Below are 18,960 nucleotides of genomic sequence, written 5' to 3'. Positions count from 1 at the left end.
TATAAAAATAACGGTAATTAAGGGTTGTTATTTTGGAAAACAGAGCCTTGCCATGAGGTAGCTTACCGTTGATTCGGCTCCCTGGTTGAGATTAACATTTTTCTCTTCAAGTCCGTCATAACATCCACCTGTTGCAGGGTTATAAATGATCTGATGTAAATGATTTTTCCCTAAAAACCAACTAAAAGCATTCGTCATCATCTGCAAATATTTTTCATCCTTAAAAACCTTGTAGAATGTAGACAAGGCCAGTATGGTGTAAGCAACATCAATAGGTTGTTCACCACCAATTGATTCTGGACTTTTCATTGTTTCTTTCTGCAGCCACCCTTTGTTGGAGATTACTTTGATGCCTCCTTTAATAAATATTTTAGAAAGTAAAAACTTGAATGATTCATTGGCAATCTGTTTATACATTTCGTCTTTGGTTGTAATCCATGCACACAATAAAGCTTCAGGGAGTACACTGTTTCCATAGGTCAGATAGCTTTCAAACCAATGCCAGTCTCTATGTTTTTCATGCTGATACATTTTTACCAGCCGATTGGCGAGCTTTTTCAATAATGGTATGTTGTTTTCAGAGTTTTGATAATGCAATCCCTTAATGATGAAAGCCATTGCTCGGGTAGAATGAATATTCTCAATAGATGAAAGACTATTTTCAATAATGGACTCCGCTTCATTAGAAAACTGTGGAGGTAAGATTGTTTTTATTGAAAGAAGATATCCCAGTGCCCAGATAGCCCTTCCATTGGAATCTTCGAGATTGGTCTCAAAATTCTGCTGGACAAATTCCTTATCTTGGTTTATATAATTGAGGAAACTTCCATCTGGCTGTTGGCAGAACTTAATAAGCTTCAGATAAGTGGAGATTAAATCAAGGTCAGATTCATCTTTGCTCAGTTCATAATGCCTGCAGGCCACAATCATCGCACGGGCATTATCATCCAAAGTATACCCTGAATTGATATCAGGTTTGTTGATTTTAGAAAACTGGATCATCCCAAAATCCGTTGTCATATTTTTGATATGGCTTAGGTTGATGATGGGGAATGTATAATGTAATGTCATTTTATCTTTGCTGTATTGTTGAAATAATAAGGCGTGCGAAATTGAAGAATTTTCCCAGGCTGTGGGAGCCATTTTTTCCAAACTATTTGATCGTAATTTTTCTTGTGCGGTTTCATTTTTTAGTAATGTATTCACGGCAGCAGCAAGCTGTTTTGGAGCTTCAAAATCAATAATAATTCCCAGGTCTTCATTTAATACTTCCAGAGCATGGGGAATAGGGGTGGACACAATAGGGCAGCCACAACTGATGGCATAGGAAAAGGTTCCACTTACTGCCTGGTTTCTGTCTTTTGAAGTGAAAAGATAGATATTGGTAAGCTGAAGATAATCTAACAACTCATCCAAAGGCAGGTATTGGTTGATAAAGTAAGTGTGTTTTTCCAAATGGAGTCTCTTAACAGTATCCTGCAAAAAATCACGATATTTTTCCCCTTCATACTTAATGATACCGGGATGCGTTTTTCCAATAATCAGAAACATTACATCCGGGTTTTGGGAAATAATTTCAGGCAGAGCTTCTAAGGTGGTTTCAATATTTTTCCCTGAACCCAGTAAACCAAATGTTGAAAGAACTTTTTTATCTTTAAATCCGTATTTCGATTTCAGTGAAGTTTTATCGATAAATGGCAGTAAATGAGTGCCGTGGGGGATCATTTTAATTTTATGAGATGGAATATCATAATCATTGGTCAGGATATCTGCCGAAATACCGGTCATCACAATAATAGATTTTACAAAACTGCTGATTTCTTTTACCTTTTCTTTTAATTCCCGATCCGGTTTCGGCAGAACGGTGTGAAAAGTAATAATGATATCTTTCTCTAGCTTTTGAAGAAAAAGCATCAATCCGTTTTTAGCTTCAGTGAAAAATCCAAACTCATGCTGAAGCATAACAAGTTGAATTTTGTCATTTTTGTTGATTTTATCAGCCAGTTCCAAATAAGAAATAGCATCGGATGTATTGAGTCGATATTGAGGATTTTCTTCGTATCGATAGCTCTCATCTTCAGTTTCCATTGGGCAGATGATGATGGTAAAGGATTCTTTGAACTTTAGCTGAAGAGATTTTATCAAATCCTGACAATATGTTGCAATACCGCACACCTTAGGAGGAAAAGTACTTATAAAGATAATTTCAGGTGTATAATTAATTGTGTTTTTTTTATGTTGGACAGATTGTCTTTTTGTCTTTTCCTCCACGTCTGAGTTTATATTTTTATTCATGATGATATCTGTTTTTAAGGTCTGATATTCTTTATAGAATAGTCAATTATGATGTGTACTGCAGTAATTCCTTCAATAATTCAGGAATGCTTAAAGAAGCAACAGCTATTCTTTTATCTGCAGCTCCGTAATAAATATGGAGTGTGCTTTCTTCTACGATGGTCCCTGTAGGGAAGCAGACATTGTTTACTTCTCCCTTCTGTTCCCATTCTTCTTCGGGTTTGAAGAGAGGGTAAGGAAGTCTTGAAATTTCTTTTTCAGGATTATCAAGATCCAGTAAGGCAGCACATGCGCTGTAAACATACCCTTCAATGGTATCATGTACTCCATGGTATATCAAAAGCCATCCATGTTCGGTTTCTATAGGGGGACATCCACCGCCGATATAGCTTACTTCATGCTCATATTGGGGAGATAATACAATATGCTCTTTAAAGTGAAGGAAATAATCTTCCCAGAAATCAGGATTCAGGTCTTCAATGTTTTCTATACCTGCAATTTGGATATCGGGTCTTATGCGATGAAGAAAATAAAGCTTACCGTTAATTCTTCTTGGGAAAAATATTACATTTTTATCCCAAAGGAAGATATCTTTATCCTTTGTATGAGTAGGAGAGAGTTTGTTGAAACGTCTGTACTTTTCTCCTATTTCACCTTGGGATTCTGATAAAAGTCTAAATTTTTTATATGGAATTTTGGGAACAATAATGCCCTGTTTTTGCCATGATGTAAGGTCCTTAGATACTGCAAGGGTTCCCAATGCATTGATCCCGTCATAACTTGTATAGGTAAGGTAAAATAAATGATCGATTTTTACGATTCTTGGATCTTCAACCCCATGCTTTTCGTATTCAAACTCGGGGATGATAACCGGATTGCTCAACCGGGTTTCTATAGTCTTATAATCTGATAATATACAGTATCCGATACTGGAGAAATTATTCTTTGCAAGGGCTCTGTAAAATAAATGTATTTTTCCGTTATCCTGAATGACTGCAGGATTTAAAACACCTTCACTCTCAAAGTCTAATGTCGTTTTTCTGAGTATAATTCCATTTTTTTTCAGGGATACCATTTAGTTGCTGGTATTTTGGGCTTCGTTTTCCCTGTCTCTCCGTTTATTCATTTTATCTTCCCGTTTCTCTTTTGCAGATTTTGCGGGTGGGGTTTTATCTGATTTCTTTTTTCCGTCTTTTTCTTTTGACATGATGAAATATTTTTTGTTAACTGTAAATTTCAATCATTAAAAAAGGAAAGCTTTGCAATTGTCTTTCAATTTGTTGTATAAATCATAGATATTTCCGATTTAATAGATTAACTTTGGGTAAATAACTGTTAATGAAATAATTGGCAGATATAAACAGTAAGGGAGATGAAGTTGTATATAAAATACATGGTAAGTTTGCGCTGCAAAATGGTTGTCCATCAGGAACTGGAAAGGCTGGGCATTAAAAATGCTATTGTAGATTTGGGAACGGTAGAATTATTGGATGATATCAGTGTCGAACTAAGACAAATTCTGAAAGAAAACTTACTGAAAACAGGACTTGAGATATTAGATGATAAAAAAAGTATCCTGATAGAAAAAATAAAAAATGTAGTCATAGAAATGATTCATTTTTCAGATGAACTTCCAAAAGAAAATTTCTCAGATTATGTAAGTGAAAAATTAGGATATGATTATACCTATCTGGCAAACACCTTTTCAGAAGTGAAAGGAATGACGCTCCAGCATTTTATCATTATTAATAAAGTAGAAAAAGTAAAAGAATTATTGTTGTATGATGAACTCAATCTTACAGAAATATCTTATAAACTCAATTATAGCAGTGTGGCCCATCTCTCTAACCAGTTTAAAAAAATCACAGGGCTTTCCCCTTCATTTTATAAGCAGTTGAAACAAAGACGTCTTGGAAATCTGGAAGACTTATAAATGTGTGATATATGTAAGATTATTCCGGATATATATAGTTTAGTATATATTGAAACAGCCATCTTTGTAGTATAATAATCAGGAATTTATCAAATCCATTAAAGTTTATGTTGCCATAAGGTAGTACAATTTTTATACAGGAAAATATAGCAAGCCGTTGAAAGTATTCATTATACAAATTACGGGTATCCGGTATTTTAAAATATTGTAGTAGTAAAGAAAGACTGGAAAAAGCCAATATACACCATGATAAAAAATTAATAGGCTTAAGGATTCTCAACTTTGATAATGAGTATATTAAAGTCCCGATAAAATAGTAGATCTGTTTTCAGAGGGTTTTAATTAATTAAGGATAGGAATCTCTATGGTTTCTGTCCTTTTTATCCATGTTGATGTGATGTAATAGGTGGATGTAGAGTAAATTCAATCACCTGAACCCACAAAAAAGAGTATGTTTAAACATCGTTTTTTACTTACCAGAGAGGCTGTTATTATAATTAACCCAATATCGGAATCATGAAAACAATACATCTTTTTCAGTTTAAGAATTCTATTTCCAGGAAGCCTCCTTTTTTTAAGGAAGAATGTAGATTAGATAATTTAAATGATTTAATGGCTTACGATCTGATGAACACCGAAAAAGTGACTGAATTCATTATCGAGGTTCATGATGATTTTATTTTTGAAGATATGAACCGAGAAGATCTTTTATTAATGTGCAAGAATGCCAAGGAAATGATTGAGCATTATTTTGCCACAACAATGAATGATTATGACGTTATCTGAGCATTGATTTCAGCAGCGTAAAAAGTTTTTAGATCAACATTAAATATTTGATGCCATGAAATTTCAGCAAAGTTTACTTGATTATATCAGTAACTCACTCATTACAATGAATGAAACGGTTTCTATAGCAGAAAGTGTAACCTCAGGATTAATACAGTTGGCCTTTTCCCAGATGCCTAATGCAAAACTGTTTTACAAAGGAGGGATCACAACGTTTACAATACCTGAAAAAGTTAATTTTTTAGATATCAATAGAATTGAAGTTCAGGAAAATGGTTTTGAAACCCAAAAAATGGCAGATACAATGGCTGTAAAGGTCGCCGAATCATTTGGAACAGATTGGGGAATTGCTTCTACGGGATATGCGGCATCGGTAAGAAATTCAGGATTTAAAGTGTATTCATTCTGTTCATTCAGTTATAAAGGAGAGATTGTGCTTTCCAAACGCATAGAACTTCATGATAAGACTCAGGCATTAGATGCACAGTTATATTATACCGAATTTATTTTAGGGTGTTATAAAAGTGCACTCAATCAGATATTGATTTAATCTCAGTTCCGGATAAAATTATGGGTTTGAAGCCAGGAGATGGAAGAAGGAAGTTATGAAAAACATCAACAATGGCTTTTTCTCTTTTTAAAGGGAGTTTAATGATAGTGGCGAATGGAGTTATTATAGCCAAAAGTAATTTCCAGCTCCCTTCTTCCAGCCTCTCTTTAGTTTCCCTTACTCCAAACCCAGGTTAATTTAATATATCTTATTTTCAGTTCAAAAGAATATATTTTTAATCTTCCAGTTCCATTAACCACTTGTGTAAATCTGTCTGGCCTTCTAGTCCTGTTTTTTTCCTTAATCTGTATTTTTTATTTTCAACACTTCGGAGAGAAAGATGTTCATAATAGGCTATTTCCTTGGTGGTGAAATTTAAATAGATGAAAGCACATAGCCTGATTTCACCAGCGGTTAAATCAGGGTGATTTTTAATTAATTTCTGATAGAAAGAAGGATACACTTCAATGAATCTCGTCAGGAAATTAGAGTCATTAGATTTGGCCAGTTCAATAACCTCAGCAAAAGCATCATTTAACTGTTCCTCCAATTCTTCAATCTTTTTTTCTTTTAAATTCTTGGTATCGCTTTCTTTTTTTAATTTAAGTTTGAAAAATAAAATGACAGCAAGAGCTAAAACAGCCAGACAAAGCAGAATCAGATAATAGATTCTCAAATTCCTTGTCCAACCCTTGTCTTTTTCAATGATCTTATTTTCATTATACTTAAGAGAGCTTACAAGCAACTTTTCATTTTTATTCAATACTCTTTTTTTGTAGGTGTTGTATTGGTCGTTATGAAAAACAAACTGATCAAAATCTTTTAATCCTTTGTAGGCTGCTGCACATCGCTTATGATAGTCTGCCAGATTTTTGTTATTGGATGTGATTTTAGCATCAGTGAGCAATTCTTTCAGTTTATCACAAAAAGGAAGAGATTTTTTGTACTCACCATCTAAATTATGAAGATCAATAAACCCCATGTAGGCATACCACAATGATCTGTAATCATTCTTTTCTAAAGAAATTTTTTCTGATTTCGAAAAATAATAAGCAGCGGAATCATAGTCTTTTTTATAGATGTAAGATTGAGCTGCATTGCTATAGCAGGTGCCCGGATGTGTAATAATACTTTTATCTTTAATTTTTTCAAATTCTTTGATAACAGCGAGTCTTAAATTTAATATTTCATTCACTGGTTTATCTTCATCACCCATAAAAAAGGATTTCATGCTAAACAGAGACATTTTGATGCTTAAAAGCTGGTCATTTTCCGGAATCTCCTTTGAAAGAGCAATTGCTTCATCAAGATACCTGTATCCCTGAGCATAAAGTCTTAATTTTTTACACATTGCAGCCTTGATATATAAGAGATTCAGAATTCCTAATTTGTCATTATTGTTTTTAGCATACTTCTCGGTTTCAACAGAATAATCAGCAAAAGATTTGTAATCGTTGAGTTCATTATATGCCGTTAGTTTTTTCAGCATACAAGTCATAATACCTTTTTTATTATCAGATTTTTTATAAACCTGAATGGTGCTGTCACATAGAAGAATAAGCTTTCTGGGATTTTTAACAACTAGTTTGTTGGCTGCCGTTTCAAATTCTACAAGTTGTATACTGTCAGTCTTACGATTGAACTGCAGAATTACAAGCAAAAAAAAGCAAACAAAAAAAAGCTTTACAATAAATTTCATCATACTTTATTTGTGAACTGTTTATAAACATACTGATATACACCATAATGAATTTCATTGTAATGTATGCTGTATGTACAAAAATGGCTTGAAAAATATATTTCAACTAGGAAGAATCTTGGCCTTTCTTATAGAGGGAGTAAGAAAGATACATTCAAAATAGGGGGAGTCTTATTTTGAGTAAGATTGGTCATCTATATTTAAATGTTCAGATTCTTGTGGAACTTTAAGGCAGTTTTCTTTATTTTTTTTCAAGTCAAATGTTTTTATTACTATTAAGCATAGTAAAGGTACAAATATTATCTTTTCATTAATATAAATAAATTATGGATGAAAATATAATTAATTATTGGGTGTTTAAAATAAAAATCCCCGACAGATTATGTACGGGGATTCTGATTTCAAGTATTTGTGTGTTTAGAATCTATAAGGTTGTAATCTGATCAATAGACATAAAAGCCTTTGTTGTACTGCATGTGCCCTCTAGACAAGTAGTGGCATCACCCACGCCGGTAGGGGAAGTAGAGCCCATCATATAATATAATTTATAAAATGTTTTATCATTTCCATCGCTGGTCATCCAGGAATAGAGGCGTTGCTCCGGCATTCCGCCGGCATACGTACCGGCATCTCCCCAATGAGGGTTGTTACTTGGAGTCTGTATCAGGTCTCCTGTTGTAGCATCTACCAGCCCTGCACTTGAAGTGGAGTTGTCTCCAGCCCATGCACCTGGCGGTAAACGTAATTGATTTTGCATATAACCACCTGCGCCTGCCCACAAATAATGTTCATTAGAAATAATCTCAACCGTTGAGCTGCTGTTGTTTCTTATCTGTAAGTTGACATCTGCAAAAGATCCTCTAGAGGGAATAAAGGTTCTTACAGAAAACTTACCATCAGGAGTAGTAACAGACAAAGCATATCCCATTCTTCCATTATCCATTGTAGCCGTGAGAGGTCCTAATACGGACGTACTTTCCGAATGAGAAGTATTACCGCTATTAGAAGAAGTCGTAAGACATTTCCATTCTGTACCATTCCAGAAGTAATAACCGGGGGTAAGGGTAGCTCCCGTATTGTAAATTAATAATCCGGTAGCATTAGGGCTGCTTCCAAGTTGCATAGTGAGGGAATGTAAGCTTATTCTTGGTCCTAAAATCCCTTTGTCAGATGAATGCACATCCAAAATAGCAGAGGATTCAGGAGTAGTAGTCCCTATACCGGTGTTTCCGTTGGCTGTAATAACGAAGTCGTTTGCTTGTTGAGCTACGGACGGTTCTCCAATCGGAGGGTTGTCTTTTGCTCCGTCTACATGGAAAGAACCCTGTGGATTTGAGGTATTAATGCCTATTTGCGCAAATGAAAGAGTTGAGGTAAGCATACAGACAAATAGTAATCTGTTTTTCATAATAAATAATTTTTAACCTGCTGTGTTATTTGTGTTTCTGCTTTCAAAAAAATTAGCAGTAGCTCAACTTGCTGATGAATGTTAAATTTCAAAAGAAATATTTCAAATTATGATGTTGCTGAATACAGCAAGTTTAAGCCTACTACTAATTATAAAATATACTAAAACATGAAAATTAATACTATAAAATTCCAATATTGGATATTAAAATCTGCTGTTGGAATAAATGTTTAGAGAATTTTTTTTGCAGAGATGAATATAATGGGCATAGCCAGAATATTGTATTCAAATATTACAGTGGCATGTTAGCAATAGGTTCGGGAGCAAATTGGTAAAATTCACATTCAATTTCTTCAACGGTTTCGATATAGCCTATCTGACGATAATTATTTCTTGTTAAGATATCCAGAAGGCTTATTGGTCTTGCAACGATTTCCTGATCTGGTCCTGCTGTTTGAGGCGGAACATATCTGGAAGCAGGAACAGGATATTTAACCCCTATAAACCCACCAAAGGTCACAGGAATCGTATACTTATATTTTTTTACTTTCTTTCTCTGTATAGCTAATACCTTTACTCTTGACATTCCAGGAACAGTTCCTGCATAGGATGACTGTGTGCCGATATTAATGGTTTTAGCCTTTTCAAAGCCTGCAGAAGCACCAAAAGTTACATTTACATGAGTTTCATTGGAACCGAGTACAGTAGTTGTTTTACCCACTGCTACATCTACAACGGGAGATTTTGTGGTAGTTGTGGTAGAATTTTCTTCCTGTTCTGTAACAATTACTTTATCACCAAATGTAACTCCGGTACTGGCTGTTACATTAAATTTTGTAGTGGTGCTCACATCATAATTCAGACTTACATTAAAGGTATTGCTTGCTGTTGAAAGGTTATTAAAAACAGAACTGTTCAGAATCAAAGGAGAAGGCTGGCTGATATCGGTTTCCTCTTCTACTAAAGGAACACCGGCATTTAAGTAAGAATACCATTTTCTTTCGGTGGCGTTAGGAGATATTTCTTCTCCATATCCCTGACTATTTATTGAAATTCCAACAGGGAAATAATCCTGACCGTTATAGGTGTACTTCAAATTAGGTGAAGAAAGTATATCATCAGTAATTCCCAACTCAAGTAAATTCTGATTGGTGATAAGCCGTTTAGTATTGACTTCCAGTCCGTCAGTAGGGGTTTCTCTTGCGTAATTGACCTTATTGCGGCTTATCTTTGTGATTAGCTTAGTGTCAATCTTTTTCCATCCGTTCTTTTCCAAATCATCAATGCTATTTATCCCTAGCTGTTCTAAAGATCTGCCTTTAAGACCTTGAAATTCTTTGTCTGATAATGAATTGATGATGTTGTTTGAAGGTCCCAACTCAGGAGATTCAGAATCGAGTTCTCTTGAACAGGATTGAACAAATAACAAAGTTCCGGCAGTTAGTAGAAAAACTGGAGACAGCATTCTTCTTGTTAATCTTTTTTCCATTTGTTTCATATTTTTAAGTTAAAATTATGTTTCACTTTGTCGTATAAAGTCTGGGGTAAGAAATCTGATTTTTATAGATGTAAAGACTTTTTATACTTGAATAATCTGTGAGCAAATGTATCGGATGATAGTATGAAAATTCAAAAAAAACAGTACTCTAAAAGTACTCCATTATATGTAATTAACTGTTAATCAGTTTGTTTTGTTTTTTTTTATTTGTTGCTGGGTTAATTATTCGCTTTTCTAAAAATAATACCATGAAATGGAAATGTTTAAATAAGCTTCATCATGACCTGGTAAAAATGAAATCAGCTACTTTGCAGTATTTCAAAAATGGTGTTTTCAGAATTAAATTATTTTCGTAAAACCGGAATATCAAAAAACAGAATGATATCATAAATAACAAGCTATAAAGACTTTATAGAAATACATTTTGAAGTTGCTAATTGACGGACAAGGTCAGTAAAATTATTTGATGCAGTATGGAAAAGATCCAATGAATTCCGGATCAAATTTGTTAATTAGAGCATTGGTAAATAGGTCTGAATGATGTTTGTTAAGTGAAATCAAGTATCTGTATTCCTTTGTAATTCAAATGTTTTAAGTCTTATTCTTAATAATTTTGACCTGAATAGGTACTCTCAATCCGGCTTAGTTTTAGTGCTCATCTCCTGAAAACTGGTAAAATATCATTTTAGAAAACAGATGATTTGTATAAAAAATAAAAAGCTGAACAATGGAGTACAAGGTTCAGCTTTTATAAAAGAATATTGTTTAGGATTAATCCATAACATCAGCGTTACAGAATGTTAAGGCAGACAGAATATCATTATAATTGGTTTCGGTAGTAAGGGTAAGCTCAGTAAAATAGTTTTGTGCAGAGAGAATGTATGCCGCTCCGCTTGCATCAGTTCCATAGAGCTGGGCTCTGGATACAAGCTTTGATCCTGACGTTACTTCTGCTAAATTAGAAGGGCTACCCTGAAGGCCTACCATTTTTAAAGTTCCTCCGGTATTGGTAGAAACAAGCTGCGAATCTCTAAGGGTATCAGATACATAGGCATACCACGTAGATTTAATCCCTACGAAATTGATGGGTTTACTGAAGACCAAAACTACTTTACTGTAAGCCCCGGTTCCAAGATCACCGTAGGTTCCGATTCTGTAATAGTTTCTGTTCATCTGGATGGTACCTTGTGTAGCGGAAAGAGCAAAAGCAGCATAGGGATCACTTACGGAAGATAAGCTGCCTTGCGTTACAATAGCATATACATTTACAGTCTTGCCTGAGGGTAATGAAATTGTTGTAGGCTTATCCGGATTAGTACTAATATTAAACCCATATTCAAGGTTCGTACAGATGGCATTCCAGTTGGCTGTTTGGGTTATATTTACAACAAAGCTACAGGATTTTCCTCCAATCTGAATATTAAAATTTGCAAATCCGGTTCCATTGGGAACTCCTTTGATACTTAGGGTTATACTTCCTGAACCATCACTCAGAGTACCTGCAGGAGCCGAAGCTGTAAGCCCTGTGATTCCGGTGGAAGGAATACTTATTGCCGGATATTGAGCTCCATTACCATCCGTATAGTTGATGATCTTGGAACCGGTAGAAAAAGCTGAAGCAGTAAAAGTTCCGCTAAGAGAACCGCTGCAGTCTATACTTAATGCAGCCTGTTGTGGTTGTTCCGACAAACAGCCGGACCATCCGGTAGATCTGTGAACTTTTACGCAGTCTTCCGATAGATCATACATAAGAGTACCCGTTGCTACTGTTCCACCCAAAGGATTGATTATATTTTGAGCGGAAGTATTGGAAGGAAGAACCAACCCCATCGTATTATTTCCGGAGTCCAGATTGATATCAAGAGCTCCTCTTGGATTGGCGTTACCAATACCTACCTGACTATAAAAAAGGCTTAAAAAAAATACACTGAATAAAAAGGAAGAAATAATTTTAATTGTCATCACTTAATAATTTTTTTGTTTTACTTATTGTTGAATATTCCAGCGATGTAAATAGGAAATATTATATGCTGAAATACGAAGCAAAACAATACAAATTGACTCTAAAAGGCAAATTTAGCGCTACTCTTTTTCTACTTCTTTACTTGTATTTAGTTGAATTTCAAATATTTGAATTTTTGATTTGAATTATAGATGATGAGATTGATTATTTATCTATAAAAAGAAATGTATTGGAAAAATAAAGTAAATAATTATTCAGATCATATTCAATTTTTGTTAGAAAATAATACCGTTAAGTTTTAAAATTTTCAACATAAATGTGATGAGAATAGTTTGTTTTTTTATAGTATGCGGTATATATGCAGTACTGAACTTTTCTTTTTTTTTAATAAATATCTTTTTATTTGCTCAATCTATAATCTCTTATTGCTATAAGATTGGCAGCAGATGAAATGGAAGAATTCTTATACATCATATTCTTTACAATACTAAACTTACTATACGTCATATGAATTTTGAGAATATACACATTGGAGAGCTGATTAAACAGCGGGTTAATGAATTAGGCATTCCGGTAGAACGGATCTGTAACTTTATGAATACAAGTGAAATTGAAATTGAACAGATGTATGAAGAGAAGTTTTTGAATTCCGGAGTCATACTCAGATGGAGTAAATTATTGGAATACGACTTTTTCCGAATCTATTCACAACATCTTATACTATATTCGCCTCCATCAGGTAATTATGCAATACAAAAATCAACCGTACTACCGGTTTTCCGAAAAAATATTTACACCAAAGAGATTATTGAATTTATCCTTGAACTTTTAAAAACCGGTAAAAAGACTATCCAACAGGTACTTGATGATTACAAAATTCCCAGATCTACTCTTCATAAATGGATGGCAAAATATAATTCCCATGAAAAATAAAAAGCAACCTGATTATCAACGGATTTTCACTGATATTATTGATTGTAAATATCCTGACAAAAAAGAGATCTGCAGTCGATTATTGAAAAAAGAAATACTTTCAACGCTGGATGTACTGAAACTGAATGAATTAATATTTGGACAGGAGACTAAAGAGGTCGTGAAATTTAATCAAAGTCACAAAGTATATGATAAAAACACCATTCATTATATCCTTAAGTATCAGAAAGAAAATACGTTGAGCGACAGTCATATTGCAATCCGGTTTAAGCTCAGCAGATGTACCATTGCTAAATGGAAAAAAGAAAATAAGTAGTTGTTTATTCCGCATTATAATTACCCTATTTAATATAGAAATTTAAATGGATTTCAGATCCGCCTGCAAAATCACTCTTACAATGTAGCTGGTATATTTGATTATATCATTACCTTTATCAAATCAGAGATCAGATATAGTTGACTGGAAAGATTATATTATGATAAAGTTTATTTTTCAGAAAACTATAATTTAACAAACCATGAACCTATTTGAACACCACAATTTCCCAAATGTAAAGGGTAGCAGAGTATCATTAAGACAAATTCTGGATACGGATCTGGATGATCTTGTCGAGATTTCATTTTACGATGCTATTCCGGCGAAAACTGTTCAGCAGGCAGCTGAAATGCAGGCAAAAATCAATCAGGATTATAGGGATGGAAATTCTATTCATTGGGGAATTGTAGATAATGCAACCCACAAAATTGTTGGAACTTGTGGCTATTACCGTGGGTTGGATAAAGGAGAAGGCGAATTAGGCTGTGTTTTATTATCAAAATATTATGGACAGGGATATATGACAGAGGGAATGTTATTGGCCATTGATTTTGGACTAAATCAAATGAAATTAGAGCGAATCTGGGCTGCAACAAGCCAACAAAACGGAGCTGCCATTAAACTTCTCGAACGGCTTAATTTTGTAAAAGTGAAAGAGACGGATGATGACGAAATTGAATATGAACTAAGGTGATTTTATTCTAACTATTTTGTTTGTAGCTTATAGTAGACGTTTGAAGAAGACAAATATTTACAGTATGGGAGAATTAATCACTGAAGAAGTGTTTGCAGCACCACAATGGCAGAAAATAACCTATCGGATAGTAAGTCTTTTAGTATTTGCATTAGGAATTAACATTCTCATGATAAAAAATGGGGGATGGCTGCCTTTTTTAGCTCCTGTGATTTTCTTCATTGCTGTTTCCATGTTTCTATACACCCGTCAAAAACTTATTATTTCGAATAGTGATATCCGTTTTGTAGGTGGTTTTAAGAGGTATTCTATTTCCTGGAGTGATATTACAAAGGTTGATATGGTAAGACTTGGAAAATATAAAACACCAACAGTTACCATTTATTATTCCGGCGGAAAGCTGAATTTGAACAAAAGTTACTATCTCGAACCTCAATTCACAAGAATCTTATCACTAATGGAAACCAGAATCAATCCGGAATTATATACAAAAGGATACTGGGAAGTTCGTAACCAATTTACTTAGAAATTGTTTTAGAAAAATAACAGAAACTTACTTTACATTCATTACTGCTTGTAGTCTTTTGAAGCTGCAGGTATTATAAATACATAAAAAATGATCAAAAACAGTATACAATGGCTCGTTGTTTTTTCTTTTTCCTTATTTCTTTTTTCCTGCTCAGCCACAAAACAGGGGGTTGAGACTGGTACTGGAAAGGCAGCTGATAAATCTGATTCGCTTTATTTGGAAATCCATCGTGTAGCTTTAGAAGCTACCAAAAATAATCATGTTCCGGGGGTAGCTATAGCAGTTATTCAAAATGGAAAAGTGGCCTGGACTCAATGTATTGGATTGGCTAATGTGGAAAGTAAAAAACCAATTACTACGGAAACTATTTTTAATGTGGGATCAGTATCGAAAATGGTATCTGCATGGGGATTGATGCAGTTGACTGAAAAAAGGCTTGTAACATTGGATGAACCAGTTGCTCCGTTCTTGGTACGCTGGAAGCTGCCGGTATCTCAATATGATATCTCAAAAGTTACGTTGAGACGTATTCTCAGTCATACAGCAGGGCTTTCGGTACATGGATATGGAGGATCGGAGCAAGGAGCTCCATTGTTAAGTTTAGAAGAGTCGCTTTCAGGAAAGACAAAAAGAAATGGAGAAAGTGTACGTTTGATCAGTGAGCCCGGAACAAAATGGGAATATTCAGGTGGAGGTTACACTCTTGCACAATTACTGCTCGAAGAACGAACGAAAGAAAAGTTTGCAGACTACATGAAAAAGAATGTTTTTGAGCCTCTAGGATTGAATAATACCCATTATGAATGGACAGAAGAAATGATGGCAAACTCTGCAACGGCTTATGACACTTCAGGGAAACCCATAAAGAACAGGATATTTACAGAACAGGCTGCAGCCGGCTTACAAACTACAATTTTGGATTTGGCCCATTTTGTTGAGCTATCAATAACCCCTGATTCAAAACCGTTGAATAAAGTTTTGAAATCAACAACCCTACAATTAATGGAGAAACCTGTTTTACCATTTTCTGAGCAGGGAAAAAGTGGTCTAGGCTATCGGTTTATGAATTATGAAGGGTTTGAAACCATTGGGCATACCGGAGAAAATGAGGGTTGGAGTGCAGGTGTGTTTATGCATATGCCCACAAAAAGCGGTATTGTTATACTCTGTAATGGTTCTAATGGAGACCGCGTCTGGTATCCTATTTACCAGAGTTGGGTAAAAAGCATCAAGGTAGATTAAAAGTAGCTGATGCACTACATCATCTAAAAAGTATTTAGAAAGTTAAATAGAGTTGCTGGGATATAGTAATGAAAAGAACTCCCAATACGTGTTTAGTGTTTAGAAATACCCCAATTCATAAAAAATTATCATCCATGATATTATGATTGTAAAAAGAGACAACTATTGGTTGGCTGTCTCTTTAAGTGATAGATAGGATGATTTTCAATACGTTTATAGATAATTTGGTTCGTTTGAGTCCGATTAAAGAAGGACTACAGAGCTCTTTGTTTTGCCCTTAAGGTTCTTTTATGGTATTGATCCTAGACTTTTGCTTCTTTGTAGAAGACGAAAATCCTTACTAGGCTTTATTTTTTTAATATATTCGATATTAAAACCGGTAGCCAATACTCAATCCGTATTTTGCGACCACATCATGATCTGTTTTGTTTGCATTGAACAAAAGTTTTCCGTAGCCTACGTTGGCTTCAACAACAAATCCTTTTTTTGTAATCAACTTCCAGCCAAGACCAGCACCCAATGCAAGATCATAAACATCTTTATTCTCAGTGAATGTCACGTTGTCTGGTGCGTATATTTTTTTTCCATCAATGGAAGTGAACATTCCAAATCCTTCGACAAAAAAACCGGAAGCATATTTTTTTCCAAAATAATATCTGTAATAGGGGGAGACGTTGTAATTCATATCCTCATTTTTTGTCTGATCATAAACAATAAATGTAGAGATCCCCAGTGATGAACGTTTGTTGAGATGTCGTTCAAAAGCTACTTCTACAGAACCGGATAACGGCGCAAATAAATTCAGTTTAATTTCATTGTTTTTCTGATAAGGATCACCCGTTTCACTTTGAGCATTAACAGAATAAAAAGCAAACAAAATGATGAGCAGTAAAAAGTTCTTTTTCATAAAAAAGTTAATTTAAATTATTTAAGGGCAAAACTCAAATAATTCAAATTAGAACAGGTTTCAAAAGCTTAAAAATGGAGAAAATGGTACTTATTTAACAGTGTTTTTATATTCATTGGGAGTCTGACCCGTCACTTTTTTAAAGGCTTTAAAAAAAGTTGTTTTTGAAGTAAACCCAGCTTCTAATCCCATTGTCAGTAGATTATAGTTGTCATATTCCGGATCTGATATCATTTCCTTGACTGCCTCCACCCGATATTGATTGATATAATGAGCAAAATTGTCTCCTGTGATCGTATTGACAATTTGTGAAACATATCCTGCACTTATGCCTAGTTTTTCAGCTACTTTTTCCCTGTTTAATGTACTGTCTGTATAAATGTGCTCGTCTTTGCAAAGAAGTTCCAGTTTTTGAAAATAAAGATTGTCAGCCGTTATAGATTCTCTGGATTCTTCGGCAGTGTTATTTTCTTGCGTTATACTGTTTTCTGCAGCTTGCAGATCGGGATGTATAATAACCAAATCGTTGTTTAGAAAATGGTAGACAGCATCTTTGTTTTTGGCAAGCTTATATTTGTAAATGCCTATATAAGCTGTCCAGTGCATGATAAATGTTGCCGATAAAGCCAGCCCACTCATGGTAGAGGAAATGTCTATCCCAAAAAAGAAGCCGGTCATATACGTAATTAGCCAGGTAGATAATAGTAAATAGAGAGTAGTTAATAAGGTAATTACCCATTTTTTCTCTTGTGGGTCTTTTAAGTGCCTTATCATAAAATAAGAGTAAAACGGTGGAAACAGGATGATGATAAAGGCAAATAAAAGCTGAATCAGCATAAGTATATTGATGATAAAAATGGCTGAATCTGTGATTTTATAAATCCCTAAAATATCATTAAGATGGTATATAATAACAAAAGTAGAGGAATAGACAAACGGAATGTAATACAAATAAGCTCTTTGTCTGTTCTTTACAGTATCATCAATTCGGTTTATTATAAAAAGGAAGATGAAGACGGGTAGTAAAAATATCCACTCAATATAATCCAGAAAACGTAGCAAGGGATAGGACTTAAATGTACCTTCAATTTCAAAAACATAATTCAGTAAAACCATGGAAAGTGCAAATAATAAGTAGGCTAAATACTTATTTGATTGACTATTGAATAGGGAAGATTTTAAAATAACTACGCCTAAGACTATTCCCTGGAAAATTGCAATATTTAAAAGTGTTGTATAGATCAATTTTTTATAAAAGTTGTTGTAACAATTTGCCTTGGTATATCCTGAGAATTATTGTTTAAATATACTTCTTTCATATCAATTGATAAAACAAATTGATATCAATCCTGATGACTGTTTATTTTTTATTTTACATTAAGGTCATCATACAGGTTATCAACTACTTTTTCGATACTGTCCCATTAAGTGTGTAAGTTAAAAAGGTGGGGCTTAAATTTATAATCTGAGCCTATTTTCAAAAATAAACAGAAATGGCTTACTTCGTTTTAAGAGTATTTGTCAGATCCTCAAGATAATCTGTCTGTATTTCTTGTATTTCCAATAGTTTTTTGTTCTGACTTACAAGGAGATGGTCTATTTTTTCACTTAACAGTTTTATTTCCAGTTCGGCTTTTAAATTAATCTTATAGTCATGTTCAGCTCTTATTCGGTCTTTTTGTTCTAGCCGGTTTTGGCTCATCATTATAATAGGAGCCTGAATAGCAGCCAAACAGGAAAGAATTAGATTGAGCAGTATAAATGGGTATGGATCAAATGACTCAAATTTTAAAAACCAGATGTTTACCGCAATCCAAACTAATATGAATGAAAAGAAAATCAGTATAAATGCCCAGCTTCCCCCAAAAGACGCGACATTATCTGCTAGTTTTTGAGAAAAACTAATCTTTGCTTCCATTTCTTCCTGTATATTTTCTGAGAGGATCGAATTATTTTTGATAGCATTTATCACATCAAGATCTATACTTTCAAGTTCTCCTTTTTCCTCAATAATTAAAGAGGTAAGATACAGCCTTCTGTAAAGGTTGAGTTCTGTGACGGATATGTAGTCAGTTTTACTCATATCAGGGAAATTATGCCTTATAAAGGAAAATATCCCTTCTCTTATATCTTCCCCCTTTATTTGTTCTCCTTCCGGTATCGTCTCATGACTGATATGGCTTATTTTCATTTTGCATCTTTTTCAA

18 protein-coding genes are annotated in these 18,960 nt (G+C 34.2%); 8 read left to right on the top strand and 10 right to left on the bottom strand.

Annotation, left to right across the window (positions count from 1 at the left end; genetic code table 11):
- Positions 1-27: 27 nt before the first annotated feature.
- The 3 genes from CHSO_RS17540 to CHSO_RS26445 are packed head-to-tail and all read right to left on the bottom strand — an operon-like array spanning position 28 to position 3,502.
- Positions 28-2,295 (bottom strand): glycosyltransferase, encoded by a 2,268-nt coding sequence (locus CHSO_RS17540; RefSeq protein WP_084221020.1) that lies wholly within the window; start codon positions 2,293-2,295, stop codon positions 28-30.
- A 46-nt stretch (positions 2,296-2,341) separates the two neighbouring features.
- Entirely contained in the window at positions 2,342-3,370 is a 1,029-nt protein-coding gene (locus CHSO_RS17535; RefSeq protein ID WP_045498785.1) for a pesticidal protein Cry7Aa, read from the bottom strand.
- On the bottom strand, positions 3,371-3,502 hold the full coding sequence (locus tag CHSO_RS26445) for a hypothetical protein (protein ID WP_260543939.1): 132 nt from the start codon (positions 3,500-3,502) through the stop codon (positions 3,371-3,373). It lies immediately after the preceding gene.
- A gap of 165 nt (positions 3,503-3,667) precedes the next feature.
- Between CHSO_RS26445 and CHSO_RS17530 the strand changes: the two genes are divergently transcribed.
- The 3 genes from CHSO_RS17530 to CHSO_RS17520 all read left to right on the top strand — a co-directional run bounded on the left by CHSO_RS17530 (position 3,668) and on the right by CHSO_RS17520 (position 5,564).
- Entirely contained in the window at positions 3,668-4,228 is a 561-nt protein-coding gene (locus CHSO_RS17530) for a helix-turn-helix domain-containing protein (RefSeq protein WP_198408389.1), read from the top strand.
- A gap of 516 nt (positions 4,229-4,744) precedes the next feature.
- Positions 4,745-5,014 carry a hypothetical protein gene (locus tag CHSO_RS17525; RefSeq protein WP_045498780.1) on the top strand — a complete coding sequence of 90 codons (270 nt, stop codon included), beginning with the start codon at positions 4,745-4,747 and terminating at the stop codon, positions 5,012-5,014.
- 55 nt (positions 5,015-5,069) lie between these two features.
- Positions 5,070-5,564, top strand: a complete 495-nt coding sequence (locus CHSO_RS17520) for a CinA family protein (protein ID WP_045498777.1) — start codon at positions 5,070-5,072, stop codon at positions 5,562-5,564.
- Between the two features lie 235 nt (positions 5,565-5,799).
- Here the strand turns inward: CHSO_RS17520 and CHSO_RS17515 are convergent, their stop codons facing one another.
- The 4 genes from CHSO_RS17515 to CHSO_RS17500 form a co-directional block, all read right to left on the bottom strand.
- The gene (locus CHSO_RS17515) at positions 5,800-7,266 is read right to left on the bottom strand and encodes a helix-turn-helix transcriptional regulator (protein WP_045498774.1); all 1,467 of its coding nucleotides are present in this window, start codon (positions 7,264-7,266) and stop codon (positions 5,800-5,802) included.
- A gap of 421 nt (positions 7,267-7,687) precedes the next feature.
- The gene (locus CHSO_RS26115) at positions 7,688-8,671 is read right to left on the bottom strand and encodes a hypothetical protein (protein WP_185114272.1); all 984 of its coding nucleotides are present in this window, start codon (positions 8,669-8,671) and stop codon (positions 7,688-7,690) included.
- A gap of 292 nt (positions 8,672-8,963) precedes the next feature.
- Positions 8,964-10,160, bottom strand: coding sequence for a hypothetical protein (locus CHSO_RS17505; RefSeq protein ID WP_144428958.1), 1,197 nt, complete (start codon positions 10,158-10,160; stop codon positions 8,964-8,966).
- 780 nt (positions 10,161-10,940) lie between these two features.
- Positions 10,941-12,131 carry a hypothetical protein gene (locus tag CHSO_RS17500; protein WP_045498768.1) on the bottom strand — a complete coding sequence of 397 codons (1,191 nt, stop codon included), beginning with the start codon at positions 12,129-12,131 and terminating at the stop codon, positions 10,941-10,943.
- A 508-nt stretch (positions 12,132-12,639) separates the two neighbouring features.
- On the opposite strand from CHSO_RS17500, the gene CHSO_RS17495 reads away from it, so the two are divergent.
- The 5 genes from CHSO_RS17495 (at position 12,640) to CHSO_RS17475 (ending at position 15,846) form a co-directional block, all read left to right on the top strand.
- Complete coding sequence (locus CHSO_RS17495) at positions 12,640-13,065, top strand: transposase (protein WP_045498765.1); 426 nt, start codon at positions 12,640-12,642, stop codon at positions 13,063-13,065.
- Entirely contained in the window at positions 13,055-13,381 is a 327-nt protein-coding gene (locus CHSO_RS17490) for a hypothetical protein (protein ID WP_045498762.1), read from the top strand. Before CHSO_RS17495 ends, CHSO_RS17490 begins: the two co-directional genes overlap by 11 nt.
- A gap of 202 nt (positions 13,382-13,583) precedes the next feature.
- Positions 13,584-14,075, top strand: a complete 492-nt coding sequence (locus CHSO_RS17485; protein ID WP_045498752.1) for a GNAT family N-acetyltransferase — start codon at positions 13,584-13,586, stop codon at positions 14,073-14,075.
- Between the two features lie 64 nt (positions 14,076-14,139).
- Positions 14,140-14,601, top strand: a complete 462-nt coding sequence (locus CHSO_RS17480) for a hypothetical protein (RefSeq protein ID WP_045498750.1) — start codon at positions 14,140-14,142, stop codon at positions 14,599-14,601.
- Between the two features lie 90 nt (positions 14,602-14,691).
- Positions 14,692-15,846 (top strand): serine hydrolase domain-containing protein, encoded by a 1,155-nt coding sequence (locus tag CHSO_RS17475; protein ID WP_052480640.1) that lies wholly within the window; start codon positions 14,692-14,694, stop codon positions 15,844-15,846.
- Positions 15,847-16,216: 370 nt separating this feature from the next.
- Here CHSO_RS17475 and CHSO_RS17470 read toward each other — a convergent pair whose 3' ends face one another.
- The 3 genes from CHSO_RS17470 to CHSO_RS17460 all read right to left on the bottom strand — a co-directional run bounded on the left by CHSO_RS17470 (position 16,217) and on the right by CHSO_RS17460 (position 18,944).
- Positions 16,217-16,753, bottom strand: coding sequence for a DUF3575 domain-containing protein (locus CHSO_RS17470; protein WP_045498747.1), 537 nt, complete (start codon positions 16,751-16,753; stop codon positions 16,217-16,219).
- Positions 16,754-16,843: 90 nt separating this feature from the next.
- Entirely contained in the window at positions 16,844-17,998 is a 1,155-nt protein-coding gene (locus CHSO_RS17465) for a helix-turn-helix domain-containing protein (RefSeq protein ID WP_045498744.1), read from the bottom strand.
- Positions 17,999-18,251: 253 nt separating this feature from the next.
- Positions 18,252-18,944, bottom strand: coding sequence for a DUF1003 domain-containing protein (locus CHSO_RS17460; protein WP_045498741.1), 693 nt, complete (start codon positions 18,942-18,944; stop codon positions 18,252-18,254).
- Positions 18,945-18,960: the final 16 nt, after the last annotated feature.

The sequence above is a fragment of the Chryseobacterium sp. StRB126 genome (assembly GCF_000829375.1).
Lineage (GTDB): Bacteria > Bacteroidota > Bacteroidia > Flavobacteriales > Weeksellaceae > Chryseobacterium.
Note: the sequence above shows the minus strand (reverse complement) of the source record. Positions and strands in the feature narration are given on the sequence as shown.

Coding starts and splice junctions, on each gene's coding strand:
- CHSO_RS17540 (WP_084221020.1), bottom strand. CDS start 2,295: ATGAATAAAAATATAAACTCAGACGTGGAGGAAAAGACAAAAAGACAA.
- CHSO_RS17535 (WP_045498785.1), bottom strand. CDS start 3,370: ATGGTATCCCTGAAAAAAAATGGAATTATACTCAGAAAAACGACATTA.
- CHSO_RS26445 (WP_260543939.1), bottom strand. CDS start 3,502: ATGTCAAAAGAAAAAGACGGAAAAAAGAAATCAGATAAAACCCCACCC.
- CHSO_RS17530 (WP_198408389.1), top strand. CDS start 3,668: ATGAAGTTGTATATAAAATACATGGTAAGTTTGCGCTGCAAAATGGTT.
- CHSO_RS17525 (WP_045498780.1), top strand. CDS start 4,745: ATGAAAACAATACATCTTTTTCAGTTTAAGAATTCTATTTCCAGGAAG.
- CHSO_RS17520 (WP_045498777.1), top strand. CDS start 5,070: ATGAAATTTCAGCAAAGTTTACTTGATTATATCAGTAACTCACTCATT.
- CHSO_RS17515 (WP_045498774.1), bottom strand. CDS start 7,266: ATGATGAAATTTATTGTAAAGCTTTTTTTTGTTTGCTTTTTTTTGCTT.
- CHSO_RS26115 (WP_185114272.1), bottom strand. CDS start 8,671: ATGAAAAACAGATTACTATTTGTCTGTATGCTTACCTCAACTCTTTCA.
- CHSO_RS17505 (WP_144428958.1), bottom strand. CDS start 10,160: ATGGAAAAAAGATTAACAAGAAGAATGCTGTCTCCAGTTTTTCTACTA.
- CHSO_RS17500 (WP_045498768.1), bottom strand. CDS start 12,131: ATGACAATTAAAATTATTTCTTCCTTTTTATTCAGTGTATTTTTTTTA.
- CHSO_RS17495 (WP_045498765.1), top strand. CDS start 12,640: ATGAATTTTGAGAATATACACATTGGAGAGCTGATTAAACAGCGGGTT.
- CHSO_RS17490 (WP_045498762.1), top strand. CDS start 13,055: ATGAAAAATAAAAAGCAACCTGATTATCAACGGATTTTCACTGATATT.
- CHSO_RS17485 (WP_045498752.1), top strand. CDS start 13,584: ATGAACCTATTTGAACACCACAATTTCCCAAATGTAAAGGGTAGCAGA.
- CHSO_RS17480 (WP_045498750.1), top strand. CDS start 14,140: ATGGGAGAATTAATCACTGAAGAAGTGTTTGCAGCACCACAATGGCAG.
- CHSO_RS17475 (WP_052480640.1), top strand. CDS start 14,692: ATGATCAAAAACAGTATACAATGGCTCGTTGTTTTTTCTTTTTCCTTA.
- CHSO_RS17470 (WP_045498747.1), bottom strand. CDS start 16,753: ATGAAAAAGAACTTTTTACTGCTCATCATTTTGTTTGCTTTTTATTCT.
- CHSO_RS17460 (WP_045498741.1), bottom strand. CDS start 18,944: ATGAAAATAAGCCATATCAGTCATGAGACGATACCGGAAGGAGAACAA.